The following is a 19367-nucleotide window of genomic DNA, read 5'->3' as shown; positions in this document are numbered from 1 at the left end:
ATGAACGATGCGGGCGCGACAGGCCATTGCCGGAGCTGACGAGGCGAGTGTCGCCCCGCTGGTGGCACTCAGCCTGTTCGCGCTGATCGGCGCTGGCGGGATCGCCTTCGACTATGCCCGCTTGGCCTCGCTCGACACCGAATTGCAACAGGCCGCCGACCAGGCCGCGCTCGCCGCCGCGACCCAGCTCGACGGCACCACTGGATCGCGCGGCCGCGCCGTGGCGGTCGCGCAAAGCCTGCTCGCCAATCGGACCCTGTTCGGCAACGACGGCGGCGGAGTCGCCATCGCCACCGGCCAGTCGACCACCGACGCCAACAACAACACCGTCGCGCGGGTCACCTTCTACGGGTCGAAGTCCGATGCGGAGGCCGACACCAACGGCTTCTCGGCGAGCGCCAATGGCACCGGCCAGACCGACGCCGCAGCGAATTATGTCAAGGTCGAGGTGACCGGCCGCCAGGCGGTCTACGCCTTCACGCCGATCGTCGGCGCGTCCAATTCGGGCATCATCAATGCGGCGGCCACGGCCGGCCTCGCTTCGGCGATCTGCAAGGTCCCGCCGCTGATGATCTGCAACCCCATCCCGGGACAGCCCTTCAACGCCGATACATTGAAGGGCGTTGGCGTGCAGGTCACCGGCCACGGCAACGACCGCAGCGGCACCAGTTCGAGCAACACCGCTTGGGGACCGGGCGACTTCGGCTTCCTCGATGTCGGGTCGGGCAAGAACAGCGACCTCATCTACGCGCTCGCCTCGCAGACCCTCAATTTCAACTGCTTCCAGCCGAGCGGCTCGAACGTCACGACCGGCAATCCGCAGGGCGTCTATGACGCGATCAACACCCGTTTCGACATCTACGATTTCTCGAGCGGCAACGGCACCACCTTGTCGACCTGCTTCAGCGGCAACTGCCCCGCGGCGAGCAACGTCATCAAGGACGTGTTCAAGAGCGATACCTCGACCAACGGCAATGGCTGTAAGCTCACCAGCAACAACCAGGGCTGGCACTTGCTGAGCGGCGGGGCCGAATTCGCGCCGGTCGCCTACAACGCCGCCCAAACCTCGACCACCCGCCTCGACAGCACGATCAGCGGGATGGGACTGCCGCGCGATAATTGCCACTACACCAGCTACAACCGCGCCTGCAGCCTGGTGAACGGCACGTCAGGTAAAGCCTATCAGACCAACAAATATGGCGACGGCAACTGGGCCCGCCAGGACTATTGGGACACGGTCCACCCCGGGGCGACCAAGCCGACCGGCTGGGCCACCATGACCCGCTACCAGACCTATCAATATGAGCTCGCCAACACCGTCACCACGGCCACGGGCAGCGGCAACGACAAGCAGTATAAGGGTCCGGTCTGCAGCAGCGGCTCGATCACGCCGGGGACCGACCGCCGGGTGCTCTCGGTCGCGGTGGTGACCAATTGCGCGTCGCTGTCGGGATCGTCCAAGGCGGCGGTCATCGGCGACTGGGTCGATATGTTCCTGGTCGAGCCGACCGTCGACGCGCGCGGCAACGGCGCGCTCAAGGACTCCATCTACATGGAGGTCATCGGCAAGACCCACGGCACCGGCACCGCGACCCAGACCGCCCAGACGGTGCGCCGCGACGTGCCGTACCTGGTGCGCTGATGAGGGCGCTGCGCGCCTTGCTCGGGGATCGCTCCGGTGCCGCCGCGGCCGAGTTCGTGCTGTGCCTGCCGATCTTCACCGCGCTGATCTTCGGCGCGGCCGAGCTGGGTAATTATTTCTACAACGAGCATATATTGGTGAAGGCGGTGCGCGACGGCGCCCGGTTCGCCGCGCGGCAGGACATCAATTCCTTCACCAAATGCGCGTCGACCACCAGCACCGACCTTGGCAGCATCTACACCAACACGCGGACGATCGTTCGCCAGGGCGTGCTGTCGGGTGGCAGCGACCGGCTCAACAGATGGAGCGACAGCGGCTTCTCGATGTCGGTCGCCTGCAGCACCACCGCCGGGACGACCAACCTCGGCGGCTTTTACGCCAATGTGAAGAACGCCGCCGGCACCGTGATCGGCGCGCCGGTAGTGACCGTCACCGCGCAAGTCCCCTACCAATCGGTCCTCGGCACACTCGGCCTGACCAACTCGAGCTATAATCTCAATGCCACCCAGCAGGCGGCGGTGATCGGATGGTGAGCCGCCGCGCTCTGTATCGTGACGAGAACGGCTCCGGCGCCGCCGAATTCGCGCTGGTGCTGACCCCGTTGCTGATCGTCCTGTTCGGGATGATCGACACCGGCCGCTATCTGTGGACCGTCAACGAAGCCGAGAAGGCGACCCAGGTCGGCGCCCGCGTCGCCGCGGTGACGACCCCGCTGGTCCAGGAGATCAGCTCCACCAACTACATTGGCACCACGGTCGGCTCGACTGTCCTGACCCAGGGCGATCGCATTCCGGCGGCGGCGCTCGGGCTGATCCGCTGCACCTCGGCCGCCTGCACCTGCGTTACCGCGCCCTGTCCGGCCACGCTGACCTATGACACAACCTCGGTGTTCACCAACTCGCTCCTGCCGCGGATGCAGGCGACGCTGCCCGGGCTGACCGCCGCCAACATCGTCGTCGAATATCGCGGCTCGGGAAACGGCTTCGCCGGCGATCCCAACGGCCCGCAAATCTCGCCCATGGTCACCGTCAAGCTGGTCGAGAACAGCGGCGCGGCGACCCTGGCCGGGATGCCGCTGCCCGTGATCACCTCCTTCATGTTCGCCAGCCTGCGGCTGCCGCTCGTTTCAACCACCCTGCCGGCGGAAGACCTGTCCGGCAGCACCAGCTTCTAGGCGAACCGTGGGCGTGATGGATCAACCGAGCACTGGCGCCAGTTTCCGCCCGCAGGGGCCGGAAGCGTCGCTCCACCTCTATCTGAGCGGTGTCGAGGGCGATGCCGGGGCATTGCTCGGCCAGCGGGTCGCCGGCCTCCCGCTCAGCCTGTCGCTGTGCCCGGTCACCGAGTGGATCGACGTGTCCGACCTCAGCCATGCGGCGGTGGCGGTGGTCCAGGTCAACGGCGACAATCCGGCGTCGATCAAGCGCTTCACCAAGCTCGCCGAGATGACCGATACGCCGCTCATCGCGGCAATGTACGACCCGCCGCTCGCGCTCTTCCGTTTCCTCCTCAAGAACGGCGCGCGCGACGTCCTGCCGCTGCCGCTCAACGCCGACGACCTCGCCAGCGCGGTGACCCAGATTCTCGCCGAGCCGACCGCCGCGCCGCCGCGCGCCGCGGTGCCGGTGCCGACTGCGCACGGCCGCCTCGTCCTGTTCGTCAAGAGCCATGGCGGCGCCGGCGCCACCGCGCTCGCCTCGCAGCTCGCCGCGCGCACCGCCGCGGCGGGCGGCCCGACCGCGCTGATCGACTTCGACGTCCAGTTCGGCGACGCCGCCTTCCAGCTCGGGCTTAAGCCGCCGCTGTCGGTGCTCGACCTGGTCGAGGCGGGCCCGCGGCTCGACGGTCAGCTGCTGCGCTCGGTCGCCGCCGAGCACTCCAGCGGCCTCCGGATCATCGCCGCGCCGCCACAGCTGACCCCGCTCGACGCGCTGTCGAGCGACCAGGTGCTCGCCATCGTCGACCGCGCGGTGCGCGAATATGCGACGGTATTCGTCGACCTTCCCGCCAACTGGACCAACTGGTCGCTGTCGCTGATCGCGCGCGCCGACAAGGTGCTGCTGGTGACCGAGCTCAGCATCACCGCGCTCAACCGTGCGCGCCGCCAGCTCGACCTGCTCGCCGAGCAGGACCTCGGCAACGTGCCGCTCCAGCTCATCCTCAACCGCGCGGTACGCAAGCGCTTCGGCGGCGGGCAGCCGCTCAAGGAAGCCGACGTCGAACGCGTCCTCGGCCGCGCCATCGACTTCACTGTCAGCGACGATCCTGACGTCCTCTCGACCGCGCTCCAGCAGGGCGTCCCGATCGACGCTGTCCGCCGCAAGAGCGCGATCGGCAAGGACCTCGACGTCATCCGCGCGGCGCTTGCCGCCGCCTTCGACGGGGAGCGCTGAGCCATGTGGCAATTCCGCAAGTCCGACGTCGCCGCCGCCACCGCCGAGCCGCGGCCCGAGGTCAGCCTCGAGGAACGGCGGCTGATGACGGTCGGCGACGCCGGCGCCTTCGCCCAGCGCGACGTCAACACCGACCTCAAGGTCGAGCTTCACCAGCGCCTCATCAGCCTCATCAACCTGTCGCTGCTCGACAGCCTCAGCCGCGACCAGATCGAGGCCGAGGTTGGCGACATCATCCGCGAGGAACTCGACAAGCAGGACAAGGCGCTCAACCAGATCGAGCGCAAGCAGCTGGTCGCCGACGTCCTCGACGAACTGCTCGGCCTCGGCCCGCTCGAGCCTTTGCTCAAGGACACGACGATCACCGACATCCTGGTCAATGGTGCCAACCGGGTGTTCGTCGAGCGCTTCGGCCTGCTCGAACTGACCCCCGTGCGGTTCAAGGACGACCGCCACCTCCTCCGCATCATCCAGAAGATCGTCTCGGGCGTCGGGCGCCGGATCGACGAATCCTCGCCGCTGGTCGACGCGCGGCTGGCCGACGGCAGCCGCGTCAACGCGGTGGTCCCGCCGCTCGCGCTCGACGGGCCTTTGCTGTCGATCCGCAAGTTCGCCAAGGTCCCGATCAGCATGGAGCGGCTGGTCGCGATCGGCTCGGTCCCGCCGGCGGTCGCCGAGGTGCTGCAGGCGATCGTCGCGGCGCGGCGCAACGTCCTCATCTCGGGCGGAACCGGCTCGGGCAAGACCACCATGCTCAACGCGATGTCGGCCTTCATCGATGCGCGCGAGCGGATCGTGACGATCGAGGATTCGGCCGAGCTCCAGCTTCAGCAGAGCCACGTCGCCCGGCTCGAGACCCGCCCGTCGAACATCGAGGGCAAGGGCGAGATCACCCAGCGCGACCTGCTCAAGAACGCGCTGCGCATGCGCCCCGATCGGATCATCATCGGCGAGGTCCGCGCCGGCGAGGCGTTCGACATGCTCCAGGCGATGAACACCGGCCACGACGGGTCGATGACCACCGTCCATGCCAACACTCCGCGCGATGCGCTGAGCCGGATCGAGCAGATGATCGGGATGAGCGGAATCGACATCCCGCCGCGCTCGGCGCGGGCGCAGGTCGCCTCGGCGATCAATGTCGTCATCCAGGTCGCCCGCCTCGCCGACGGCCGCCGCCGGCTGATTAGCGTCGCCGAGCTGACCGGAATCGAGGGCGACATCATCACCATGCAGGAGATCTTCCGCTTTCGGCAGACCGGCATGGGCGGCGACGGCCAGGTGCTCGGCCGGTTCGAGGCGACCGGCATCCGCCCGCGCTTCCTCGACCTGCTCGCCAGCCACGGCGTGGCGCTGTCGAACGACCTGTTCCGCCCCGACGCGAAGCTCGACGCATGAACCCGGTCTGGCTGAAAGCGCTGCTGCTGGTCTGCGTGTTCGCGGTCGTGCTGCTGGTGGTCGAGCTGGTGGTCGGCGCGATTGCGCGCAGCCGCGGCGAAGGGCGCATCATCAACCAGCGGCTCAAGCTGATCGCGCGCGGTCCCGCCGGCGCGCAGCAATTGAGCGTGCTGCGCCGTCGCCGCAGCGTCGTTCCGACCGGCCTCCCGCCGCTCATCCAGGGCGCCGCGGTGAGGCTCGAGCGGACCTTGGTGGCGGCGCAGATCGCGGTCCCGACCGAGCGGCTGATGCTCATCATGCTGGTCGCGCCGATGGTGCTGTTCCTCATTTTCCTGCTGGTCGCCAGCGGGGCGGGGTTCGCAGTCAATTTCGGCCGCCTGCTGATGCTCGCCGTGTTCGCGCTGCTGGTCGGCTTCATGCTCCCGCTGATGTTTCTCAAGGTGCGGGCCGAGCGCGCGCGCAAGAAGATGGAGGACCAGTTTCCGGTCGCGCTCGACGTGTTCGTCCGCGGCCTGCGCGCGGGCTATCCGGTCGCCGCCGCGCTCGACCTGCTGACAGTCGAGCTGCCCGATCCGATCGGCAGCGAGTTCGGGCTGGTGGTCGACGAGGTCAGTTACGGCGCCGACCTCCGCGATGCGCTCGGCGCGATGGCGGAGCGCTGGGATTCGGAAGACATGCGGATGTTCGTCACCTGCCTGTCGGTGCAGAGCGAGACCGGCGGCAACCTCGCCGAAGTGCTCGAGAACCTCTCCACCGTGGTCCGCGAACGCCATTCGATGCTGCTCAAGGTGCGCGCGCTGTCGAGCGAGGGGCGGATGACCGCCACCATGCTGACGGTGCTCCCGCTCCTCTCCTTCACCGGTCTCTTCCTGTTCAACCCGCGCTTCTATCTCGACGTCGCAGCCGACCCGGCCTTCGTCCCCGGCTTCGCCGCGCTGATGCTGCTCTACCTCGGTGGGTTCGTGTGGATCCGTAAGCTCGTGAACCTCAAGGTCTGATGCCGCGATGATCGATCTGCTCGCCCGCTACCCGATGGTTCGCCTGCTCCTGATGGGAGTGCTGTTCGTCGCGGTGGTGCTGTTCAGCTACGGCCTGGTGCAGGCAGTCGTCGCCCGCCAGCGTGCCCGCGCCCGGGTCGGTGAGCTGGCGACCAGCGGCGGCTCTTACGGGGGCGAGGGCGGCTCGCTGCGCGCGCATCATGGCGAAAGCGCTTGGGCCCGGCTCGTCGACTCGATCGAGCGGCGCGGTCTGTCGCTGGTCGACACCAAGGACCAGACGCTGCGTAACCGCCTGATCGCGGCCGGCTACACCGCGCCTTACGCGCCGCGCCTCTACACGCTGAGCCGGCTCGCGCTGGTGATCGGCCTGCCGCTGCTGGTGTTCGCGCTGCTGCTGCTGAGCGGGTCGAGCCCGAGCTTGCTCAAGCTCTATTTCTTCCTGGTCGTCGCCGCCGTCATCGGCCTCTACGCCCCGACGCTGTTCGTCAGCGCGCGGGTCAGCCGGCGGCGCGAGGCGATCGTCCGTGCCTTTCCGGACTCGCTCGACCTGCTGCTGGTCTGCGTCGAGGGTGGGCTCGGGCTCGACGCCGCCTTCGGCCGGGTGGGCATGGAGCTGACCCACACCCACCCCTTGCTCGCCGAGCAGTTCGGCGAAGTCGTGCTCGAGCTTCGCGCGGGGCGCAGCCGCGAGGATGCGCTGCGCCGGCTGGGCGACCGCTCGGGCGTCGATGAAGTCCGCGCCTTGGCGACCCTGCTCATCCAGTCGACCAAGCTCGGCACCTCGATCGGCCAGACGCTGCGGACCTACGCGTCGGAGATGCGTGAGAAGCGCCGGATGCGCGCGGAAGAGAAAGCGCACCGGCTGCCGGTGCTGCTGTCGGTGCCGCTGGTGGCGTGCATGCTGCCGGTGATGATCGGCGTACTGATGCTGCCCGCGGCCATCCGGGTCGTGCGGTCGGTGATGCCACTCTTGGCGGGACAATAATCATGCGGGTCGGGGGGATTTCGGTTTTGGTGCTGCTCGCGGGCTGTGCGGCGCAGCATCCGATCGCGGTGCGTTCGGTGGCGTCGAGCGCGGCGGCGGTGGCGCGTCCGACCGGGGAGCGGATCGACTATGCCGACGGCCAGCTCGCGCTCGGCAATGTCGCGCTCGCGCTCGAATCCTACCGCCGCGCCAACCGCGAGCGGCCCGACAGCGTCGCTGCGCTGGTCGGCATGGCCGATTGCTACGACCGGATGGAGCGGTTCGACCTCTCGCAGCGCTACCTCCAGAACGCGCTCGCGCTGCGCCCGACCGACCGCGGCCTGCTGACCCGGCTGGCGACCTCGCGCGAGCGGGCCGGCGATACGGTCGGCGCCGCCGCGCTGCGGCAGGAGGCGAGCGTCCGCGGCGAGACAGCGGTCACCGTCGCGCTCGCTCCCGCTCCCGTCGCGCCGCCGCAGCGCGCCGACCTTCCGCCGCCCGCGAGCAGCGTTACCGTCGCCCTCCTGCCGCCGACCCCGCCCGAGCTCCCCGAGCGCCGCACCGGCCCGCGGCTCGAGCGCCTCTCGCTCGCCGAGATCGCGCTGGTCACCGGTCCGCCGGTGCAGTGGCGCGATCTCGCCGCCCGCCCCGACGAAGCGCCCGCCAGCATCCGCATCCTGAACGCCGCCCGCGCGCAGGGCTTGGCCGCGCAGACCCGCGCGCGGCTACGCCAACTCGGCTGGCGCGGAATGGAAATCGGCGACGCGCCCGCGGTGCAGGCGAAGACTGCCATCTTCTATCCCGCGGCGCGGCGGGGGACCGCCGAGCGGCTCGGTCGCCAGCTCGGCGTCGCGGCGCTTCATCCGGCGACCGGGGGTGAGCTGGTGATGCTGCTCGGCCGCGACCGGTTGCGGGCGGGGAGCCAGTCCCCGCGATGATCTGGCTGCTCGCGCTCGCGGCGGTCGCCAGCGCGCCTGATCCTGCCGCGACCGCCATGGCCGAGGCGACCCACGCGCTCGACCAGGGCCGGCTCGAGCAGGCCCAGCTGATGATCGCCGACGCGCTCGCCAAGGGGCGGAGCGGGGCCGACACCGACCGCCTCCTCGCCCGGCTCGCGCTCGCCGAACATCATGACGAGGTCGCCCGCGCCGGCTTCGAGCAATTGCTCAAAGCCCAGCCGCACGATCCCGCCCTGCTGACCGGCGCCGCGACCGCCGCCGCGCGCCAGCTCGACGACAAGGCCGCGCTGTCGCTCGCCACCGAGGCGGCCCGGCAAACGGGGGCGGACTGGCGCACCTTCAACCTGCTCGGCGTGCTCGCCGACCGGCGCGGCGACTGGGCGGCCGCCGACGCCGCTTATGCCGATGCCTTGCGCCGCGCGCCGGGCGAGTCGACCGCGCAGAACAACGCCGGCTGGTCGCAGCTCGCGCGGGGTAAGTGGGCGTCAGCGGCCGAGCTGTTCCGGAAGGCCGCGGCGGCGCAGCCGGGCAACCGCCTCTACGCCAACAACCTCGAACTGGCCGAGGCCGCGCTGGCGGCCGAACTGCCGCGCCGACGGCAGGGCGAGGACGACGCCGCCTTCGCCGCCCGCCTCAACGACGCCGGCATGGCGGCACGGCTGCTCGGAGACCGGCCGCGTGCGATCGCCGCATTCTCTCGGGCGGTCGAGGTCAGCGGTCACTGGGACGCGCGCGCCTACAATAATCTCGTCGCGATCCAGGCGGCGCGATGAACCTGCTTGGCACGGCGCCCTGGTGGTTCGTGGCGCTGCTCACTTTGGTCCTGCTGGTGGCGGCGATCCAGGACGTGCTCGTCCGCAAGATCTCGAACCTGCTCGTGCTTGGCGTGGTCCTGCTCGGCATTGCCGCGATGGCCTATCTCGGGATCCGCACCACGGTGTGGCAGAACGTCGTGATCGTCGTCGCCTTGCTTGCGCTGGGAACAATTGCCTTTTCGCATCAGTGGCTTGGCGGGGGCGACGTCAAACTGTTCGCCGCGGTCGGGCTGTGGAGCAATTTCGCTGCCGCGCCGAAGCTGCTGGCGGCGATCCTCATCAGCGGCGGGGTGGTCGCGCTGATCATGCTGGCGCGGGTGCTGCTGCCCAATCGGGAAAGCGGCGGTCCGCTGAGGGCCCGGCGCAGCGTTCCCTACGGGGTCGCGATCGCGGCGGGGACGCTTCTCGTCACCTGGTACGGGCGGCTGTTCTAGCGCCGGAAGCGCGGCGCGCTGATCCACTTCCAGGCCGGTAGCTGGGTCAGGTGTGGGCGCAATGCGGCGACGTCGATCGAGCCGGCCGGCTGCGCTCGGCCCCAGGCGAAAGCGACGTGGCTGTGATCCCCCTCGTCGAGCGCTTCGACGAGCTGGAAGCCGGCGTGGCGGAAGCTGGCGGCGAGGGCCTGGTGGGTGATTCCGGGGGCGCGGACGATGTCGATGGCGCGGCCGCTGAGGTGATAGCTGTTGGGGACGCCGCCGACCGCGCGGTTGTGTTCGGGCGAGCGGAGGGTCGAGGTGATCCGGCCCATGCCGCGGGCGAGCGCGACGGCTTCGTTAAGGGAGCGCGTTCCGAGGGAGAGAGGGGTTTTTGCGAGAGGACGGGGCGGGGGTGGGGCGATCGGGCGGACGTGGCTGCCGGGGACGATCCGCTCACCGAAATCGGTTGCTCCGGGCGCGGAAAGGGCCTGCGCCAGCACGATCAGATTGAGCCACATCGCCCCGCCTCACCCCCGATTTTGCGACATTTGGCGGATTCAAATGCGACAAATGCCGACTCGCGTTGGTCGAGAATTATTGTGCGCTTACTTTCCCAAAAATAAACCCCGGATTTGCGGCGGTCCGGCTGGCCAAGCGCGCGGCGGGGCGGCTAGGCCCGGGGCGCAACGTGAGCGTTCGAGGTTCGATGAGCCGCAATCCCTATTACGCCGGACCGCCGTCGGACCATTTCGACGGGACGCGCTTCTTCAATCCGGGCGAGGAAGCGCCCGACAAGGGCTTTCGCGACATCCTCAAGTGGCGGCGGACCAGCGTGGTGTCGCCGTGGCCCGCGCAAGTGGCGGTGGCCCCGGCGCGGCCGGAGGCGCGGGTCGAGGGGCTGGTGATCACGATGGTCGGCCATGCCACGCTGCTGATCCAGGCGGGGGGCATGAATTTGCTGACCGATCCGGTGTGGTCGGAGCGGGCGAGCCCGCTGTCCTTCGCCGGACCCAAGCGGGTGACCGCGCCGGGGATCGCGTTCGAGGACTTGCCGCCGATCGACGCGGTGCTGCTCAGCCACAACCATTACGACCATCTCGATGTCGCGACGCTGCGGCGGTTGAAGCAAAAGCACGATCCGTTGTTTGCGATGCCGCTCGGCAACGATGCGATTTTCGGCAAGGCGGTGCGCGGGGCGCGGCTGCTGGTCGGCGACTGGGGCGAGCGGCTCACGCTGGGCGAGCGTCATGCGACCACGCTGACGCGGGCCAACCACTGGTCGGCGCGCGGGGTGCGCGACCGGCGGATGGCGCTGTGGGCGGGGCACTGGCTCGACACGCCGGCGGGCAGCATCTGGTTCGCGGGCGACACCGGCTATGGCAGCGGCGCGATCTTCCGCGAGATCCGCGCGAAGTTCGGCGCGCCCAACGTCGCGCTGATCCCGATCGGCGCCTACGAGCCGCGCTGGTTCATGAAACCGCAGCACGCCAATCCGGCCGAGGCGGTGCAGATCATGACCGATGTCGAGGCGGAAGCGGCGCTCGGCATCCACTGGGGGACCTTCCAGCTCACCGACGAAGCGCGCGAGGCGCCGGTGATCGCGCTGGCCGAGGCCTTGAAGGCGAAGCGCATCAGGTCCGAGCGCTTCCGCGCCGCCGAGGTGGGGCAGACCTATCGCTTCGCGTGACGTCCGCCCCCGCATTGCGCCGTTCCGCGCGGGGTGACAGGGCGGGGCGATGACCGACCTGCGCGCCTTTTTCGAAGAGCTGTCCGCCGTCGCCCGCGCTCTGACGCTGGGGGCGGGGGTGCCGCGCGCCGACAATAAGGCGGGCGACGGCGGCTACGATCCGGTCACCGAACTCGACCGCGCGACCGAGCGGGCGCTGCGGGCGGCGATCGCGGCGCGCTTTCCCGCCGACGGGATCGAGGGCGAGGAATATGGGGTGGAGCGCGGCGCGGCGCGGCGGCGCTGGCTGATCGACCCGATCGACGGAACGCGGGCGCTGATCTGCGGGCTGCCGAGCTGGACCACGCTGATTGCTTTGGTCGAGGACGGGGTGCCGGTCGCCGGGTCGATCGACGCGCCGGTGCTGGGCGAGCTCAACGTCGCCGTCGATGGGGAGAGCCGGCGCGGCGGCGCGGTGCTGCGGACCAGCGGCTGCGCGGACCTGCGCGAGGCGCGGCTGGCGACGACCGATTATCATTTGCTTGGGGTAGGCATGGCGGGGTTCGACCGGGTGCGCCAAGCGGCGCGGGTGACGCGTTACGGGCTCGATGCGCTCGCTTATGCGCGGGTGGCGAGCGGGGACATCGACCTGGTGATCGAGAATGGGTTGAAGCCGCACGACTGGGCGGCGCTGGTGCCGGTGGTGCGCGGCGCGGGCGGGGTGGTCGGCAACTGGCAGGGCGGCAGCGACCTCAGCGGCGGCGACGTGGTCGCGGCGGCAAGCGATGCGCTGTTCGATCAGGCGCTGGCGCTGCTGCGGGGTTAAGGCTCAGGAGAGGCTGACGTCGGTCGCGGTGAAGGCGAGCCGCGCGGTGAGCAGGGCGCGGAAGGCGTTGTAGCCGCAGCGTCCCGGATGGAAGGCATGGAAGAAGAGCTGCGGCGCGCCGTCGGGGCCGGGCGCGACCGAGGCATGGCCGGGCGCCCACCATTGCTCGGCCGAGCGGAGGAAGGGTTCGGCGCGCTTGGTGTAGGGGCCGAGCGGATGGTCGGCGACCGCGACCCCGATGCCATAAGCGGGGGTCGAGAAGTCGTTGCCGGCGTAGAACAGCCAATAGCGGCCGGCCTGGCGGGTGACGAACGGGCCTTCGATCAAGTGGCCTTCCCACGGTTGGTCGTTGGTGAGGACGGGTTGCGCCGCGCCGACGAAGCCGCGGCCGTCGGGGGCGAGGCGGCGGGCGAGGACCGGGGTGGTCAGCGCGGCGACGATGGCGGCGGCCTCCGGGAAGGTGGCGAGCAGTGGCCGGACGGTGGCCCAATTGTGGAGCACCGCCTCGATCAGCGGCTGCATCAGGAAGAAGCGCTCCATCGGCGCGCGGGTGTTGGCCCAGTCGAGGATGGCGGCGGCGAAGGCGACCGAGCGGCGGGCGGGCTCGTCGGTGAACAGGCGGGGGATGAGCTCGGGCTGGTCGCGCAGCAGGCTGGCGAGCGGGCGCGGCCACAGGCCATTGCTGTCGCGCTTCCAGAACAGGAAGGGGGTGCCGTCGGCGTCGACGAAGATGTGGCTGTCGATCACGCCTTCGCCGTCACTGCCGGTGAGCAGTGGCGCATTATTGTCGACCCACGGGCCGAACGGAGAAGGGGCGCGGGCGAGGCCGATGGCGAGCGCGTTCGACTGCTGGCGGGCGGTGTAAGCGGCCCAATATTCGTCGCCGACCTTGGCGATCTCGGGCGCCCAGAAATCGCCGGCGGCGCGGCCGGTGCGGGTCCAGGCGGGGGCATGGCCGGCGGGGAAGATGAAGCCGCGCTGCTCCCAGCGGTGGAGGTCGGGCGAGAAAAGCAGGGGAAAGGCGTCGGGCGCGTCGTTCGAGGTGGCGGTGAGCAGCCAGCCGTCGGCGAGGCGGAGCACCGCCGGGTCGCCGTAGCCGGCGGGGGTGCGCGGATCGAGGCTGTCGACGATCAGCGGGGTCCAGCGTGATGCGCTCGGGTCGGGGGCGAGGGGCGCGGCGGCGGCGGCCGGGGGACGCAGGCTGAAGTCGGCGGCGAGTTCGGCATACATCAGCGTGTAGGCGTCCTGCGCGGGGCCGGGGACGCGGTAGTGGCGCTGGCGGCCGTCGCTGGTGACGAGGAAGTCGGTCGCCGCGCCGTCGCTGGTGGCGGCGACGGTGAAGGTCGGGACGGCGGTCATGCGCGGGGGCGGGGTCGCCCGGTCAGGCGGTGACCGCCACCGAGCTTTCGCGGCGGCCGACCAGCAGGGCGTCGGCGACCAGCCGCAGCGGGGCGGTGTCGACCAAGCTCTCCTTGGCGGCGATGAGTGCGGCGAAATGCTGGTAGAGGCTCGGATATTCGCCGGGGCCCTGGGCGGCGCGTTCCTGACCGTCGACGAACAAGCGCTTGCCGCCCTCGCGCAGCTCGACGCTCTGGCCGGCGGCGGTCTTGACGGCGATCGTCCATTCCTCGCCGTCGGTCTTGCGCCAGTCGAGGCTGCAGTGAAGCGGGCCGTCGGCGGCGGCGCTGCCCAATTCGAGCTCGACCGCGATCGGGGTCTGGGCGTTGGCGGGGACGGTCAGCACGGCGTCGCGGACGAACAAGGCGCCGGGGAAGATGAAGGTGGCGATCGAGAAGGCGTTGATGCCGGGGTCGAACACGCCGAAGCCGCCCGCTTCCCACACCCATTGCTGGCCGGGGTGCCATTTGTGGACGTCCTCGTGCCAGGTGATCCGCATCTCGGCAATGCGCTGGCCCTTGAGGAGGTCGGCGGCGGCGGTGACCGCGGGATTGGCCTGCGCGTGCCAGCTGGTGAAGAGGGTGGTCCCCTTGGCTTTCGCCAGCGCGGCGAGCTCCACGATCTCGCCCAGCGTCACGCACGGCGGCTTTTCGAGCAGGAGGTGGAGCCCGGCGGCGATGCAGTCGCGGGCGATCTCGTAACGCGGGCCGGGTGGGGTGGTGATGGCGGCGCTGTCGAGGTCGTGGATCGCGGCGAGCAGGTCGGTGTGGCTGGTGAAGTTGGGCTTGGGGCCGGTGCCCGAGCGGTCGACGGTGGCGGCGAGGGTGAAGTCGGGATTGCCGGCGATGGCGGGGACGTGCTGGTCGGCGGCGATCTTGCCGAAGCCGATGATGGCGATCTTGTGCGGGGTCATGCCCGGCACCCCGCGACGTAGGCGCGCGTCCGCTCGAGCGTGTCGGCGGGCGACTGGCCGGGCGTGTAGACCCCGCTGCCGAGGCCGAAGCCGGCGGCGCCCGCGTCGCGCCACGGCTGCAGCCCGTCGGGCTTGACCCCGCCGACGACGAGGATCGGCAGGTCCTTGGGCAGGACGGCCTTCTGCGCCTTGAGGACGGCCGGGGTGGCGCCCTCGGCGGGGAAGAGCTTCAGCGCATGGGCGCCGGCGTGGATGGCGGTGAAGGCTTCGGACGGGGTGAAGTAGCCGGGGCTGCTGACGAGGCCGGCGTTGACCGCGGCGGTGATGACCGCGGCGTCGGTGTTGGGTGAGACGATCAGCCGACCGCCGGCGGCGGCGACCTCGCCGACCTGGGTGGCCTTGAGGACGGTGCCGGCGCCGATCAGCGCCTTGTCGCCGAGGCGGGCGGAGAGGCGCTGGATGCTGGCGAGGGGGTCGGGGCTATTGAGCGGCACCTCGATGATGCGGATGCCGCCTTCGTAAAGCGCGTCGCCGATCGCTTCGGCCTCGTTGGGGGTGACGCCGCGGATGATCGCGACCAGCGGGCATTCGGCAAGATAGCGTTTGAAGTCGTCGACGGCGGTCATTTGAGTTCCTTCACGAGCGCCTGAATGCCGGCGAGGAAGGCGCGTTCCCCGTCGACCTCGTGCGCGGTTCGGCCGGCTTCCTTGAGCGCGGCGGCGTAGAGGCGGGTGAGGTCGGGGCGGCCCATCACGATGACGTCGCCGGTGGGCGGGGCGTCGGCGAGGCCGGTCTTCACGTCGGCGCCGATGAGGAGGCCGCTGGTGAAACTCGCCGCTTCATGCGCCTCGCGGATGCCGAGGAGGACGCTGGCGCGGACCGAGAAGAGCTCGGCGGTGAGCGCGTCGCCGGCCATGCCCTGGCGGACCCCGGCGAGGAAGGGTTCGCCCGGGACGACCGAGGTGTGGAGCCATTGGGCGAGGATGCTTTGCTTGGAGAGCAGGCTGAACATCTCGCCGGTCATCACGGTGCGGAAGCGGGCGACGCGGCCGGCTTCGAGCAGCGCCCATTTGTTGTGGGTGCCGGGGTGGCAGACGAGCGCGTCGGGGGGGCTCAGGCCCGCGGCGACCGCGCCGAAGAGTTGCACCTCCTCGCCGCGCATGACGTCGGCGCGGTGGCCGTCGCAATAGCTCAAGCCGGGGACGATCGCGGCCTTCTGGTCGGGGATCTGCTGGAGGTGCTTGGCGAGCTCGGCGGGGCCGGCGGGACAGGCGACGTAGGGCGCCTCGACCCAGCCGCGGTTGGAGCCGATCATCCCGGCCATCAGCAAGGGCAGGTCGCCGAGGCGCTGGCGGACGTCGGCGACCGCGGCGGGAAAGCCGCCGGGCTTGATCGCGGTGATCCCCTGGTCGTCCTCGAACTCGGCCTCGCTGCGGCCGTTGGGGTCGAGCCGCCAGGCGCGGCGGTTGGTGGTGCCCCAGTCGACCGCGATGATGCCGTTCGTCCACATGCGTTCAGCCATGGCAGAAAAGCGACCGAGCTGGCCACAAGGTCCATGTTATTTGGTTCATGCTCCGCTATTCATCCGGCCGATGAGCGAAGAGTCGACTGTTCGGCTGCTGGCCGATGTTCACGCCGTGCTCGGCGAGGGTCCCATCTGGGTCGCGGCGACGCAGTCGCTGTGGTGGGTCGACATCAAGGGGCGCAAGCTGTTCCGCTGGCGCTCGGGCAACCGGCTCGACGAGTGGCCGACGCCGTTCCGGATCGGCAGCATCGCCCCGCGCGAGAGCGGCGGGTTCATCGCCGGGACCGAGCATGGCTTCGCCCAGGTCGATCCCGAGGCGGGGCGGTTCGAGCTGCTGTTCGATCCCGAGGAGGACCGGCCGAGCAACCGCTTCAACGACGGCAAGGTCGACCGCCAGGGCCGCTTCTTCGTCGGGACGATGGACGACAATGAGGAGAAGGCGAGCGGGGCGGTCTACCGGCTCGACAAGACGCTGCTGTGCGCGCGGGTCGACGACGGCTTCAAGGTCGCCAACGGGCCCGCCTTCAGCCCCGACGGGCGGACAATGTACGTCAACGACAGTTCGCTGCGGCTGACCTACGCCTACACCGCCACCCCCGACGGGACGCCCGCGGGCAAGCGGACCTTCGTCCAGTGGGGCGAGGACGACGGCTTCCCCGACGGGATGACGGTCGATGCCGAGGGTTGTCTGTGGATCGCCTTCTGGGACGGCGGGTGCATCCGCCGGGTATCGCCGGCGGGCGAGCGCCTGAGCGAGTGGCGGATGCCGGTGTCGCGGCCGACCAGCGTCGCCTTCGGCGGGCTGATGCTGGACAAGCTCTACATCACCAGCGCGAGCATCGGCCTGGATGAATTATCGTTGAGGTCGCAACCGAATGCCGGCGGGCTCTTTATGCTCGAACCAGGCGTTAGCGGGATTGCCGAGCGTCCGTTCGCCGGCTGAGCCGTATCTAAGCCTTCACGACCAGGAGTTCGAACAATCGCCAACTTCATGTTTGCGACGGGGATCGAGAACAGCATTCCCACCATTCAGAACGGCCGCGTCCGGGTCGATCAGATGGAGGCCAGCCACCATTACGAGAAGTGGCGGCAGGACTTCGACTGCGTCGAGGAGATCGGGATCGAGTATCTCCGCTTCGGGCCGCCGTTGCACAAATGCTATCTGGGCCCCGGCAAATACGACTGGGAATTCGCCGACCTGACGCTGGCGGATTTGAAGCGCCGCAACATCACCCCGATCGTCGACCTCTGCCACTTCGGCGTGCCCGACTGGATGGGCAATTTTCAGAACCCCGACTTCCCCGACCTGTTCGCGGCCTATGCCTCGGCCTTCGCCGAGCGCTTCCCGTGGGTGCAGCTCTACACCCCGGTGAACGAGATGTTCATCTGCGCGGTCTTCAGCGCCAAATATGGCTGGTGGAACGAGCAGCTGCGGACCGACCTGGGGTTCGTCACCGCCTTGAAGCACATCGTCAAAGGCAATGTGCTGGCGATGGTCGAGATCTTGAAGCGGCGGCCCGACGCCATCTTCATTCAGTCGGAATCGTCGGAATATTTCCACGCCGACAGCCCCGCCGCGATCGGCCCGGCCGAGCTGTTGAACGCGCGTCGCTTCCTCAGCCTCGATCTCAATTACGGGCGCCGGGTCGACAGCGAGATGTACGAATATCTGCTCGATAACGGGATGACGCGGGAGGAGTATCACTTCTTCCTCCACAACCGGCTGAAGCAGCACTGCATCCTCGGCAACGATTATTACTGGACCAACGAGCATCGGGTCCACGCCGACGGCCACACCGAAAGCTCGGGCGAGGTGTTCGGTTACTCGGAGATCACGCGGCAATATCACAACCGCTACCGCCTCCCGATCATGCACACCGAGACCAACTTGCGCGAAGGGCCGACGGGGCAGGAAGCGGTGCAGTGGCTGTGGAAGGAGTGGGCGAACGTGCTTCGCCTGCGCAACGTCGGCATCCCGACCGTCGGCTTCACCTGGTACAGCCTGACCGACCAGGTCGACTGGGACACCGCGCTCCGCGAGAAGAATGGCAACGTCAATCCGCTCGGGCTGTTCGATCTCGACCGCAACATCCGCAACGTCGGTAAGGCCTACAAGAATTTGATCCGCGACTGGCGCGACGTGCTGCCGGCCTCGTCGGTCTGCCTGGCGGTGCCGATCAAGCCGCTCGACCAGGAATGCTGGCCGCCGAACAACGACGCGGCGGCGGCGGGGCTCACGCTGACCCAGCAGTCGGTCCAGAATCCGGAGAACGAGTGATGGCGCTGCCCGAGCTGATCATCGATCGGATCGAGACCTTCCTGGTCCCGCCGCGCTGGCTGTTCGTGCGGGTCGAGACCAGGGACGGCGCGGTCGGCTGGGGCGAGGCGAGCCTCGAAGGCTATGGCGAAGCGGTGATGGGGGCGTTCGAGCCGATCCGCGATCGCTTTATCGGCCACGACGCGCGGCGGATCGAGGACATCTGGCAGATCGCCTATCGCGGCGGCTTCTACCGCGGCGGGCCGGTGCTGATGAGCGCGCTTAGCGGGCTCGACCAGGCGCTGTGGGATTTGAAGGGCCATGCCGCGGGGATGCCGGCGTGGGAGATGATGGGCGGGCGGGTGCGCGACAAGATCCGCGCTTACTCGTGGATCGGCGGCGACCGGCCGCACGACATCGGCGCGGCGGCGAAGGAGCGTCACGACCAGGGCTTCACCGCGATCAAGATGAACGCGACCGCCGAGATGGACTGGATCGGAACGCCCAAGCTGTTCGACGACGTGATTGCGCGGGTCGAGGCGGCGCAGGCGGCGGGGATGGACGTCGGGCTCGACTTCCACGGACGGGTCCACCGGCCGCTCGCCAAAAGGCTGGCGGCGGCGCTCGAACCCCTCGGGCTGTTGTTCATCGAGGAGCCGCTGCTGAGCGAGAATTTCGAGGGACTGAAGGAGATTTCGGGGCTGGTCTCGACCCCGATCGCGCTGGGCGAACGCTTGTTCTCGCGGTGGGATTTCAAGCGCTTCTTCGAGCAGGCGGCGGTGGACATCGTCCAACCGGATCTGAGCCACGCGGGGGGCCTGAGCGAATGCCGGCGGATCGCGGCGATGGCCGAGGCGCATGACGTGGCGGTGGCGCCGCATTGCCCGCTCGGGCCGCTGGCGCTGGCGGCCTGCCTCCAGCTCGCCGGGACCGCGCCCAACGTCGCGATCCAGGAGATGAGCATCGGCATCCACTATAATGTCGGTCACGACCTGACGAGCTACGTCAAGGATCCGGAGGTGCTGACCGCGCAGGAAGGCTATCTGGCGATCCCGACCGGGCCGGGCCTGGGCATCACCATCGACGAGCAGCAGGTGCGCGAGGTGGCGAAAGAAGGCCATCGCTGGCGCAATCCGATCTGGCGGACGCGCGACGGCAGCTTCGCCGAATGGTGAGCCGCTCCCCGGCGCAAAGGCCGGG

20 protein-coding genes are annotated in these 19367 nt (G+C 69.4%); 15 read left to right on the top strand and 5 right to left on the bottom strand.

Going from position 1 to position 19367, the window contains the following annotated elements:
- The first annotated feature begins 7 nt into the window (after positions 1-7).
- Genes GCU42_RS07140 through GCU42_RS07095 form a run of 10 tightly spaced genes read left to right on the top strand, consistent with a single transcriptional unit; the run spans position 8 to position 9600 of the window.
- Positions 8-1642 (top strand): pilus assembly protein TadG-related protein, encoded by a 1635-nt coding sequence (locus GCU42_RS07140; RefSeq protein ID WP_114226884.1) that lies wholly within the window; start codon positions 8-10, stop codon positions 1640-1642.
- Positions 1642-2175 carry a TadE/TadG family type IV pilus assembly protein gene (locus tag GCU42_RS07135; protein ID WP_114226883.1) on the top strand — a complete coding sequence of 178 codons (534 nt, stop codon included), beginning with the start codon at positions 1642-1644 and terminating at the stop codon, positions 2173-2175. Before GCU42_RS07140 ends, GCU42_RS07135 begins: the two co-directional genes overlap by 1 nt.
- The gene (locus GCU42_RS07130) at positions 2169-2816 is read left to right on the top strand and encodes a TadE/TadG family type IV pilus assembly protein (protein ID WP_114226882.1); all 648 of its coding nucleotides are present in this window, start codon (positions 2169-2171) and stop codon (positions 2814-2816) included. The genes GCU42_RS07135 and GCU42_RS07130 overlap by 7 nt, the downstream gene beginning before the upstream one ends.
- A 16-nt stretch (positions 2817-2832) precedes the next feature.
- The gene (locus GCU42_RS07125; protein ID WP_114226881.1) at positions 2833-4035 is read left to right on the top strand and encodes a CpaE/TadZ family protein; all 1203 of its coding nucleotides are present in this window, start codon (positions 2833-2835) and stop codon (positions 4033-4035) included.
- Positions 4036-4038: 3 nt separating this feature from the next.
- A complete protein-coding gene (locus GCU42_RS07120; RefSeq protein WP_240309368.1) occupies positions 4039-5430 on the top strand; it encodes a TadA family conjugal transfer-associated ATPase in 1392 nt (463 codons plus the stop codon).
- Positions 5427-6428, top strand: coding sequence for a type II secretion system F family protein (locus tag GCU42_RS07115; RefSeq protein ID WP_114226880.1), 1002 nt, complete (start codon positions 5427-5429; stop codon positions 6426-6428). Before GCU42_RS07120 ends, GCU42_RS07115 begins: the two co-directional genes overlap by 4 nt.
- A gap of 7 nt (positions 6429-6435) precedes the next feature.
- A complete protein-coding gene (locus tag GCU42_RS07110; protein WP_114226879.1) occupies positions 6436-7413 on the top strand; it encodes a type II secretion system F family protein in 978 nt (325 codons plus the stop codon).
- A 2-nt stretch (positions 7414-7415) separates the two neighbouring features.
- Positions 7416-8330, top strand: a complete 915-nt coding sequence (locus GCU42_RS07105; protein WP_114226878.1) for a LytR C-terminal domain-containing protein — start codon at positions 7416-7418, stop codon at positions 8328-8330.
- Positions 8327-9124, top strand: coding sequence for a tetratricopeptide repeat protein (locus GCU42_RS07100; protein ID WP_114226877.1), 798 nt, complete (start codon positions 8327-8329; stop codon positions 9122-9124). The genes GCU42_RS07105 and GCU42_RS07100 overlap by 4 nt, the downstream gene beginning before the upstream one ends.
- Positions 9121-9600 (top strand): A24 family peptidase, encoded by a 480-nt coding sequence (locus GCU42_RS07095; protein WP_114226876.1) that lies wholly within the window; start codon positions 9121-9123, stop codon positions 9598-9600. Before GCU42_RS07100 ends, GCU42_RS07095 begins: the two co-directional genes overlap by 4 nt.
- On the opposite strand, the gene GCU42_RS15235 is transcribed toward GCU42_RS07095, so the two are convergent.
- Positions 9597-10100, bottom strand: a complete 504-nt coding sequence (locus GCU42_RS15235) for a D-Ala-D-Ala carboxypeptidase family metallohydrolase (RefSeq protein WP_205214941.1) — start codon at positions 10098-10100, stop codon at positions 9597-9599. The two genes, GCU42_RS07095 and GCU42_RS15235, sit on opposite strands and share 4 nt — an antisense overlap.
- A 188-nt stretch (positions 10101-10288) precedes the next feature.
- Here GCU42_RS15235 and GCU42_RS07085 point away from each other — a divergent pair, with 188 nt between their 5' ends.
- Both GCU42_RS07085 and GCU42_RS07080 read left to right on the top strand, forming a co-directional pair.
- A complete protein-coding gene (locus tag GCU42_RS07085; protein ID WP_114226874.1) occupies positions 10289-11269 on the top strand; it encodes an MBL fold metallo-hydrolase in 981 nt (326 codons plus the stop codon).
- Between the two features lie 49 nt (positions 11270-11318).
- Entirely contained in the window at positions 11319-12074 is a 756-nt protein-coding gene (locus GCU42_RS07080; RefSeq protein ID WP_114226873.1) for an inositol monophosphatase family protein, read from the top strand.
- Positions 12075-12077: 3 nt separating this feature from the next.
- On the opposite strand, the gene GCU42_RS07075 is transcribed toward GCU42_RS07080, so the two are convergent.
- From GCU42_RS07075 to GCU42_RS07060, 4 genes are read right to left on the bottom strand one after another with little or no spacing between them, the layout of a single operon-like run.
- Positions 12078-13433: a family 43 glycosylhydrolase gene (locus tag GCU42_RS07075; RefSeq protein ID WP_114226872.1), complete on the bottom strand. Its 1356-nt coding sequence runs from the start codon at positions 13431-13433 to the stop codon at positions 12078-12080.
- Between the two features lie 22 nt (positions 13434-13455).
- Positions 13456-14385 carry a Gfo/Idh/MocA family protein gene (locus GCU42_RS07070; RefSeq protein WP_114226871.1) on the bottom strand — a complete coding sequence of 310 codons (930 nt, stop codon included), beginning with the start codon at positions 14383-14385 and terminating at the stop codon, positions 13456-13458.
- A complete protein-coding gene (locus GCU42_RS07065; RefSeq protein ID WP_114226870.1) occupies positions 14382-15011 on the bottom strand; it encodes a 2-dehydro-3-deoxy-6-phosphogalactonate aldolase in 630 nt (209 codons plus the stop codon). Before GCU42_RS07065 ends, GCU42_RS07070 begins: the two co-directional genes overlap by 4 nt.
- On the bottom strand, positions 15008-15907 hold the full coding sequence (locus GCU42_RS07060) for a 2-dehydro-3-deoxygalactonokinase (protein WP_240309367.1): 900 nt from the start codon (positions 15905-15907) through the stop codon (positions 15008-15010). Before GCU42_RS07060 ends, GCU42_RS07065 begins: the two co-directional genes overlap by 4 nt.
- A gap of 70 nt (positions 15908-15977) precedes the next feature.
- Between GCU42_RS07060 and GCU42_RS07055 the strand changes: the two genes are divergently transcribed.
- From GCU42_RS07055 to dgoD, 3 genes are read left to right on the top strand one after another with little or no spacing between them, the layout of a single operon-like run.
- Positions 15978-16853 carry an SMP-30/gluconolactonase/LRE family protein gene (locus GCU42_RS07055; protein WP_114226868.1) on the top strand — a complete coding sequence of 292 codons (876 nt, stop codon included), beginning with the start codon at positions 15978-15980 and terminating at the stop codon, positions 16851-16853.
- A 48-nt stretch (positions 16854-16901) separates the two neighbouring features.
- Complete coding sequence (locus GCU42_RS07050; RefSeq protein WP_114226867.1) at positions 16902-18188, top strand: family 1 glycosylhydrolase; 1287 nt, start codon at positions 16902-16904, stop codon at positions 18186-18188.
- Entirely contained in the window at positions 18188-19342 is a 1155-nt protein-coding gene (gene dgoD / locus GCU42_RS07045) for a galactonate dehydratase (RefSeq protein ID WP_114226866.1), read from the top strand. The genes GCU42_RS07050 and dgoD overlap by 1 nt, the downstream gene beginning before the upstream one ends.
- Positions 19343-19367: the final 25 nt, after the last annotated feature.

It is taken from the genome of Sphingomonas ginsengisoli An et al. 2013, from assembly GCF_009363895.1.
Classification (GTDB): domain Bacteria; phylum Pseudomonadota; class Alphaproteobacteria; order Sphingomonadales; family Sphingomonadaceae; genus Sphingomicrobium; species Sphingomicrobium ginsengisoli.
Note: the sequence above shows the minus strand (reverse complement) of the source record. Positions and strands in the feature narration are given on the sequence as shown.

Bases quoted from the DNA above. Each gene is read 5' to 3' on its own strand.
- GCU42_RS07050 (WP_114226867.1), top strand. From the start codon at position 16,902: ATGTTTGCGACGGGGATCGAGAACAGCATTCCCACCATTCAGAACGGC.
- GCU42_RS07105 (WP_114226878.1), top strand. From the start codon at position 7,416: ATGCGGGTCGGGGGGATTTCGGTTTTGGTGCTGCTCGCGGGCTGTGCG.
- GCU42_RS07120 (WP_240309368.1), top strand. From the start codon at position 4,039: ATGTGGCAATTCCGCAAGTCCGACGTCGCCGCCGCCACCGCCGAGCCG.
- GCU42_RS07075 (WP_114226872.1), bottom strand. From the start codon at position 13,433: ATGACCGCCGTCCCGACCTTCACCGTCGCCGCCACCAGCGACGGCGCG.
- GCU42_RS07115 (WP_114226880.1), top strand. From the start codon at position 5,427: ATGAACCCGGTCTGGCTGAAAGCGCTGCTGCTGGTCTGCGTGTTCGCG.
- dgoD (WP_114226866.1), top strand. From the start codon at position 18,188: ATGGCGCTGCCCGAGCTGATCATCGATCGGATCGAGACCTTCCTGGTC.
- GCU42_RS07070 (WP_114226871.1), bottom strand. From the start codon at position 14,385: ATGACCCCGCACAAGATCGCCATCATCGGCTTCGGCAAGATCGCCGCC.
- GCU42_RS07085 (WP_114226874.1), top strand. From the start codon at position 10,289: ATGAGCCGCAATCCCTATTACGCCGGACCGCCGTCGGACCATTTCGAC.
- GCU42_RS07095 (WP_114226876.1), top strand. From the start codon at position 9,121: ATGAACCTGCTTGGCACGGCGCCCTGGTGGTTCGTGGCGCTGCTCACT.
- GCU42_RS07060 (WP_240309367.1), bottom strand. From the start codon at position 15,907: ATGGCTGAACGCATGTGGACGAACGGCATCATCGCGGTCGACTGGGGC.
- GCU42_RS07125 (WP_114226881.1), top strand. From the start codon at position 2,833: ATGGATCAACCGAGCACTGGCGCCAGTTTCCGCCCGCAGGGGCCGGAA.
- GCU42_RS07055 (WP_114226868.1), top strand. From the start codon at position 15,978: ATGAGCGAAGAGTCGACTGTTCGGCTGCTGGCCGATGTTCACGCCGTG.
- GCU42_RS15235 (WP_205214941.1), bottom strand. From the start codon at position 10,100: ATGTGGCTCAATCTGATCGTGCTGGCGCAGGCCCTTTCCGCGCCCGGA.
- GCU42_RS07065 (WP_114226870.1), bottom strand. From the start codon at position 15,011: ATGACCGCCGTCGACGACTTCAAACGCTATCTTGCCGAATGCCCGCTG.
- GCU42_RS07140 (WP_114226884.1), top strand. From the start codon at position 8: ATGCGGGCGCGACAGGCCATTGCCGGAGCTGACGAGGCGAGTGTCGCC.
- GCU42_RS07080 (WP_114226873.1), top strand. From the start codon at position 11,319: ATGACCGACCTGCGCGCCTTTTTCGAAGAGCTGTCCGCCGTCGCCCGC.
- GCU42_RS07110 (WP_114226879.1), top strand. From the start codon at position 6,436: ATGATCGATCTGCTCGCCCGCTACCCGATGGTTCGCCTGCTCCTGATG.
- GCU42_RS07135 (WP_114226883.1), top strand. From the start codon at position 1,642: ATGAGGGCGCTGCGCGCCTTGCTCGGGGATCGCTCCGGTGCCGCCGCG.
- GCU42_RS07100 (WP_114226877.1), top strand. From the start codon at position 8,327: ATGATCTGGCTGCTCGCGCTCGCGGCGGTCGCCAGCGCGCCTGATCCT.
- GCU42_RS07130 (WP_114226882.1), top strand. From the start codon at position 2,169: ATGGTGAGCCGCCGCGCTCTGTATCGTGACGAGAACGGCTCCGGCGCC.